Raw genomic sequence first — 6307 nt, 5'->3', positions numbered from 1 at the left:
CGCCAACATCGGCAACTCGGCGGTATCGAGTTCCATCGCCGAAGAAGTCGAGAAGATGGTGTGGGCGACCCGGTGGGGCGCCGACACCATCATGGACCTGTCGACCGGCAAGGATATTCACCAAACCCGCGAATGGATCATGCGCAACGCCCCGGTGCCAGTCGGCACCGTCCCCATCTACCAGGCGTTGGAGAAGGTCAACGGCGACCCCACGAAGCTCACCTGGGAGATCTACCGTGACACCGTCATCGAGCAGGCCGAGCAAGGCGTCGACTACATGACGGTGCATGCCGGGGTGCTGCTGCGCTACGTCCCGCTGACGGCCAAACGCGTCACCGGCATCGTTTCCCGCGGCGGATCGATCATGGCCGCCTGGTGCCTCGCACACCACGAGGAGTCCTTCCTGTACACGCACTTCGATGAGCTGTGCGAGGTGTTCGCCCGCTACGACATCACCTTCTCCCTGGGCGACGGCCTGCGCCCGGGGTCGATCGCCGACGCCAACGACGAAGCCCAATTCGCCGAACTACGCACCCTCGGCGAACTGACCGCCATCGCCCAACACCACGGCGTTCAGGTCATGATCGAGGGCCCGGGCCACGTCCCGATGCACAAGATCGTCGAGAACGTGCGCCTGGAAGAGGAGCTGTGCAACGAGGCGCCGTTTTACACCCTTGGTCCGCTGGCCACCGATATCGCCCCCGCCTACGACCACATCACCTCGGCCATCGGCGCCGCGATGATCGCGCAGGCCGGTACCGCCATGCTTTGTTACGTCACCCCCAAGGAGCACTTGGGACTACCCAACCGCGACGATGTGAAGACCGGTGTCATCACCTACAAAATCGCCGCGCACGCCGCTGATCTCGCCAAGGGGCACCCGAACGCACAGCAGCGCGACGACGCGCTGAGTAAGGCGCGCTTCGAATTCCGCTGGACCGATCAGTTCAACCTCTCCCTCGACCCGGACACCGCCCGTGAGTACCACGACGAGACGATGCCCGCCGAGCCGGCCAAGACCGCCCACTTCTGCTCGATGTGCGGTCCCAAGTTCTGCTCGATGCGCATCTCCGCCGACGTGCGCGCCTACGCCGCCGAGAACGGCTTGGAGACCGCCGAAGACATCGAGGCGAAAATCGCCGCAGAGATGGCCGCCAAGTCCGCCGAATTCGCCGAGCAGGGCAATCACGTGTACCTGCCGATCACCGAAAAGGTCTGACCGTGCCCGTCGCCCCCGCTCCGGATCTGCTCCCCATCGCGGCCGACGGACAGACCCCGGTGCGCGTGCTCACCATCGCCGGTTCCGACTCCGGCGGCGGAGCCGGCATTCAAGCAGACATGCGCAGCTTCGCACTGATGGGGGTGCACGCATGCGTGGCGGTCACCGCGGTCACCGTACAGAACTCCCTGGGTGTTTCGGGCTATCAGGAGATCACTCCGCAGATCGTGTCCGATCAGATCCGCGCCGTCGTCGGTGATATCGGAATCGGCGCCGCCAAGACGGGAATGCTCGCGTCGAGCGCCATCATCGAGGCAGTCGTCACGACCTGTACCGAATCGGGAATCGGCGGCGCTGGACCCATCCCGCTCGTCGTCGACCCAGTTTGCGCGTCGATGCACGGCGACCCCCTACTCGCCGAGGATGCGCTTGACGACCTCCGGACCAGACTGTTCCCGCTGGCCACCGTCGTCACGCCCAACCTTGACGAAGTCCGGCTCATCACCGGGATCGACGTCGTCGACGCGCAGTCCCAGCGCGCGGCGGCACGCGCCCTGCACGCCTTGGGGGCGCGGTGGGCGTTGGTGAAGGGCGGCCACCTGCGGTCCCGCGACCACAGCCCGGACCTGTTGTTCGACGGTGCGGAGTATCTCGAGGTCGATCACGAACGGATCGACACCCCGCATGATCACGGCGCCGGCGACACGCTGGCCGCCGGGCTGACCGCGGCCCTGGCACACGGCTATTCGGTTCCCGACGCGTTCCGCTTCGCGAAGGCGTGGGTGACGCGCTCGCTGACCGCCGCCTATCCGCTCGGCGGCGGCCACGGGCCGGTGAACCCGCTGTGGCGGCTCACCGGGACCCTTGCCGAGGTGGACCGGTAGCAGTCGGCGCGCTTCCCGACTACGCGACCTTCCTGGCCTCGTTCAGAGTGGACCGAGGTAGAACCGCGGCTGACGACCGCCGGCACCGGCTAGCCGAAGCGGATTCAGTCCATTGCCGGCGAGGAGGCCTGCGCCCAGAACCGCCGCGGGATGCGGCCGGCGCGGTGCGCGAGACGACCGGCGACGACCGCATGGCGCATCGCGGAGGCCATCGCCTCCGGGTCGTCGGCGCGGGTCACCGCCGTCGCCAGCAACACCGCGTCGCAGCCCAGCTCCATGGCGAGCACCGCGTCGGAGGCGGTGCCGATGCCCGCATCCAGGACGACCGGCACTGTCGCGCGAGCGACGATCATCTCGATGTTGTGGGGGTTTCGAATGCCCAGGCCCGTGCCGATCGGCGACCCCAGCGGCATCACGGCGGCCACGCCCGCATCCTGTAGCCGTAAGGCCAGCACCGGATCGTCGTTGGTGTAGGCGAGCACGGTAAAGCCCTCGCCGACCAGGTCCTGCGCCGCATCGAGCGTTTCGATCGGGTCGGGCAGCAGGGTCTTGTCGTCGGCGACGATCTCGAGCTTCACCAGGTCGGTCTGCACCGCCTCGCGGGCAAGTTGGGCGGTCAGCACCGCTTCGGCGGTCGTGTGGCAGCCCGCGGTGTTCGGCAGGACGGCGATGTCCAACCGGCGTAGCAGCTCGATCACCCCGGTGCCGGTGTCGGCGCTGACCCGGCGCATCGCCACGGTCGTCAACTCGGTGCCACTGGCGACGAGCGCCCGTTCGAGGGCGGCGAGGTTCGTCGCACCGCCGGTACCCATGATCAGCCGCGACGAGAACTCGGCGCCGCCGATCCGCAGCCCGGCGGGATCGACCGGCTCAACCACCCTGGACCGCCGTCACAATCTCGACCGTGTCATCGGCGTGCAAGGCCGTCGCGTCCCAACTGCCACACGGGACCACAAACCCGCCGACTGCCACAGCGATCCCACGATCGGGCAGGCCGAGGGCGACGACGAGTCCGGCGACGGTCGTCCCCGCGGGAAGATCGCGCACCTCGCCGTTCACGGTAATGGCCATCGACGTACCGGTGGAGGTCATAGCACCAGGTTAGCCCGCCAGCAGTTCGACGATCCGGGCTGCGGTCGCCGGTGCCAGCACAATGCCGTTGCGGCCGTGGCCGGTCGCCACGAGGGTCCGATCATCGATGCGCTCGACAACCGGCAGTCCGTCGGCCGACCCGGGCCGGATACCGGCCGATGCCTCGATGAGCTCATAGGTCCGCAGCCCAGGCATGATCGCGATGGCATCGGCAAGCAGATCTGCCACCCCGCCGGCGTGCGCGGCCCGGTCGTCGGGTGACACCGGTTCATATTGGGTCGCGCCGACGACGAGCCCGTCGGCGCGCGGCACGAGGTAGACGTGGCGGCCCTCGACACGCGCACGAATGACGTTGCGCGGCACTGGAACCGACTGCCGGTTGCGACGCAGGCGCAGGATCTCCCCCTTCGCCGGCACCAGTTTGACATCGGGCAGCAGGGCGGACGTGCCCATCCCAGCGGCGATCAACACCTGATCGCCGGGAACATCGGCGAACGAGTCGACCCACATGCGATGCACGTGCCCGCCACGCTCGGCTAGGCGGCTGCGGACCCCGGCCAATAGCCGACGGTTGTCCAGCGCCCCCTCGCCCAGTGCGCGGTAGCCACTGTGAACCCGGGTACTCAAGGATGGTTCGTGGGCCCGGACCTGCCGGCCGCGCAGTCCGGTGAGCCGACCGTCGGGGACCTGCTGCGCCCATACGAATTGCGCCAACTGACGCAAATACTCACCGTCGGCGGCGGTGGTCGCGACGAACAGCGTGTCTGCGGCGGTGACAATGGCCGGGTCACCGAGCCGCTCGATCCACCCCGGCCACCACGCCGTCGATTCGGCGGAAAGCGCGAACAGGCCTTCCTCGCCGGGATGCCCCTCGCCCAGGGTGCCGAGCATGCCGCCGGCCACCTCCGATGCGCGGGTGGCCTCCCCTGCGTCGTAGATGTCGACGTGCCAGCCCGCATCGGCCGCGGCGAGCGCACACATGCTCCCGATCACGCCGCCGCCGATGACCGAGAGCACCGGCCGGGATTGGGTCACAGTCACCGGCCCAGGGTATCGCTACGGTGAACGGGTGAACCGTCGTGAACGCCTTGCCTCCGCTTCGCTGTATCTGTGCACCGATGCCCGGCGGGAGCGGGGCGACCTCCTCGACTTCGTCCGAGCGGCCCTCGACGGCGGGGTGGACATCGTGCAGCTCCGCGACAAGGGATCGCTCGGGGAGCGCGAGTTCGGCGCCTTGGAAGCCGGCCGCGAACTCGAGCTGCTCGCCGGCCTGAAGGAGCTGACCACGGCGGCCGGCGCACTGCTCGCCGTCAACGACCGCGCCGACATCGCCGCCGCCGCCGGCGCCGACGTTTTGCACGTCGGCCAGGACGACCTTCCGGTCGCGACCGCCCGCGGGTTGGTCGGCGAGGACGTGATCCTCGGGCTATCCACCCACAACACAGAGCAGGCGGCCGCAGCCGCAGTGAACCGGCACATCGACTACTTCTGCGTCGGCCCGTGCTGGTCGACCCCGACGAAGCCGGGGCGGCCGGGGACCGGACTCGATCTGATACACCGGACAGCCTCGCTCGCCACCGCACACCCCTGGTTTGCGATCGGTGGCATCGATGTGACGCGCGCACCCGACGTCATCGCGGCGGGCGCGACCCGCATCGTCGTGGTGCGGGCGATCACCGCGGCACCGGACCCGTGTGGAGCTGCCCGCGCGCTGCGCGCGGCAACAAGCGGCGGCTGACGGCATGCTGCGGCCGGAGGGCGCAGCGTCAGAGGAAGTCGTACCCGAGCCGGGCGGGTCGGGGTCGGCGCCATCCTGTCGACATCGCCGAGCGGTCGGCGTTTGGCCGGCGAGGTCCGACATTGCTCCTGCGCCGCCATACCGTTTGCCAGCAAGACCGCCGGGGGCCTAACCTGACGGGGTGCGTATCAAGCTCGTAACCAGCCCGTAGCGGGGTCCCATCGGCCGCCCCCCGCTGCGGGGTAGCCGTATTCACCTATCGGTCACCTTTCCTTCCCGACCGAGAGCAGACATCAGATGCACACCCGCAACCTTGCCCCGTCATCCTTTTCGCAGACCGCTGATCTTCCAACCGGAATGCACGAGGAGGCGACTGCCTTGTCCGCCGAGGAATTCACCGAACACTTCGCCGCCCCGGACGGCCCGATCCGCCTCGACTCGTGGACGGCCACCCCTACCGACGGAGACCGGCTCGACTGCCGTGCGACCATCGTCGTCGATGACCGCGACCACGCCGTGCAGGCCCGTGCCACCGGCCAACTCGGCGCGCTCACCTCGATGCTGTACGACGTCGGCGCGGGGGTCGAGATCCACCGGCTCCACCAGCGTCGCGATGGCGACTCCTATGTCACCCTCCTGCTGTGCGGCAACGATGACGACGAATGGTGGGCCATGGGTTCGGGCACCAACGGCGATGAGGCGAATCGCAACGCATTGATCGCCGGCGCCAACCGGCTGCCGCGCTGAGGACGACCGTGGCGGGTGCCGACCGAGGTGGCCGACGGCCGCTCAGGGCAGAGCGGTCAGCCGGTCGCGCAATGCCGGCCAACTGCGGGCGAATCCCGGGTGCAGCGGCAGCGACTGGACCTCGCCGGTCCGCACCCACCGCAGTTCGGTCGACTCACCGTTGGCAACGGTGGCCACCGGCTCAGCCACGTCGGCGATGACCGTCGTGTAAGTCCACCCGCTCGCCGACTCCGCGGTGACCATCGTCAACCGCACCGTGAGGTCATGATGTCCGACACCGGCCTCCTCGTCGGCCTCTCGGATCGCCGTATCGACGACTGTTTCATGCGAGTCGCGCGCACCGCCGGGCAGCGCCCAAGTCCCGCCCTGATGCGACCAGACGGCCCGGTGCTGCAGCAGAATGCCGACTCCGCCACCGGGCAGCGGTGCACGCAGCAGCAGTCCGGCCGCGCCATGCCGTCCCCAATACCGGGAACCGTCGGGGTCGAACACCCACCCGTCGCCGTCTCCACGCACTGCATTCCCTTCGGGTCTTCACGCTCAGGGTCCACCGTAGGCGAGTCGACCGGGCCGGGTCGACCGACAACCCGAACGAACCGACCGCTTCGCCCGGCATTCACCGTGCGT

At 68.8% G+C, this 6307-nt stretch carries 8 protein-coding genes; 4 read left to right on the top strand and 4 right to left on the bottom strand.

The features are described from left to right. Window positions 1–1219, top strand: a 1219-nt coding sequence (gene thiC / locus B4M62_RS01750; protein WP_290704257.1) for a phosphomethylpyrimidine synthase ThiC, incomplete at its 5' end; no start/stop codon positions are given. A gap of 2 nt (window positions 1220–1221) precedes the next feature. Next, window positions 1222–2103 carry a bifunctional hydroxymethylpyrimidine kinase/phosphomethylpyrimidine kinase gene (gene thiD, locus B4M62_RS01745; protein ID WP_290704254.1) on the top strand — a complete coding sequence of 294 codons (882 nt, stop codon included), beginning with the start codon at window positions 1222–1224 and terminating at the stop codon, window positions 2101–2103. 104 nt (window positions 2104–2207) lie between these two features. On the opposite strand, the gene B4M62_RS01740 is transcribed toward thiD, so the two are convergent. Genes B4M62_RS01740 through B4M62_RS01730 form a run of 3 tightly spaced genes read right to left on the bottom strand, consistent with a single transcriptional unit; the run spans window position 2208 to window position 4176 of the window. Then, the gene (locus tag B4M62_RS01740) at window positions 2208–2981 is read right to left on the bottom strand and encodes a thiazole synthase (protein WP_290704251.1); all 774 of its coding nucleotides are present in this window, start codon (window positions 2979–2981) and stop codon (window positions 2208–2210) included. Beyond that, window positions 2974–3174 (bottom strand): sulfur carrier protein ThiS, encoded by a 201-nt coding sequence (thiS, locus tag B4M62_RS01735; protein WP_290704489.1) that lies wholly within the window; start codon window positions 3172–3174, stop codon window positions 2974–2976. The genes B4M62_RS01740 and thiS overlap by 8 nt, the downstream gene beginning before the upstream one ends. Before the next feature lie 30 nt (window positions 3175–3204). Next, complete coding sequence (locus B4M62_RS01730) at window positions 3205–4176, bottom strand: FAD-dependent oxidoreductase (RefSeq protein WP_414651757.1); 972 nt, start codon at window positions 4174–4176, stop codon at window positions 3205–3207. Window positions 4177–4264: 88 nt separating this feature from the next. Here B4M62_RS01730 and thiE point away from each other — a divergent pair, with 88 nt between their 5' ends. Together thiE and B4M62_RS01720 are read left to right on the top strand one after the other, a co-directional pair. Further along, on the top strand, window positions 4265–4933 hold the full coding sequence (gene thiE / locus B4M62_RS01725) for a thiamine phosphate synthase (protein WP_290704246.1): 669 nt from the start codon (window positions 4265–4267) through the stop codon (window positions 4931–4933). Between the two features lie 297 nt (window positions 4934–5230). Continuing rightward, window positions 5231–5680: a hypothetical protein gene (locus tag B4M62_RS01720; protein ID WP_290704243.1), complete on the top strand. Its 450-nt coding sequence runs from the start codon at window positions 5231–5233 to the stop codon at window positions 5678–5680. 42 nt (window positions 5681–5722) lie between these two features. Here B4M62_RS01720 and B4M62_RS01715 read toward each other — a convergent pair whose 3' ends face one another. Continuing rightward, window positions 5723–6196, bottom strand: coding sequence for an NUDIX hydrolase (locus B4M62_RS01715; protein WP_290704240.1), 474 nt, complete (start codon window positions 6194–6196; stop codon window positions 5723–5725). Window positions 6197–6307 lie beyond the last annotated feature (111 nt).

The organism is Gordonia sp. UBA5067 (assembly GCF_002414845.1).
Classification (GTDB): Bacteria; Actinomycetota; Actinomycetes; order Mycobacteriales; family Mycobacteriaceae; genus Gordonia; species Gordonia defluvii.
This window is presented reverse-complemented; position numbering and strand designations above follow the sequence as displayed.

Excerpts from the sequence above, each read along its gene's own strand:
- thiS (WP_290704489.1), bottom strand. The coding sequence starts at position 3,174 with ATGGCCATTACCGTGAACGGCGAGGTGCGCGATCTTCCCGCGGGGACG.
- B4M62_RS01730 (WP_414651757.1), bottom strand. The coding sequence starts at position 4,176 with ATGTGTGCGCTCGCCGCGGCCGATGCGGGCTGGCACGTCGACATCTAC.
- B4M62_RS01720 (WP_290704243.1), top strand. The coding sequence starts at position 5,231 with ATGCACACCCGCAACCTTGCCCCGTCATCCTTTTCGCAGACCGCTGAT.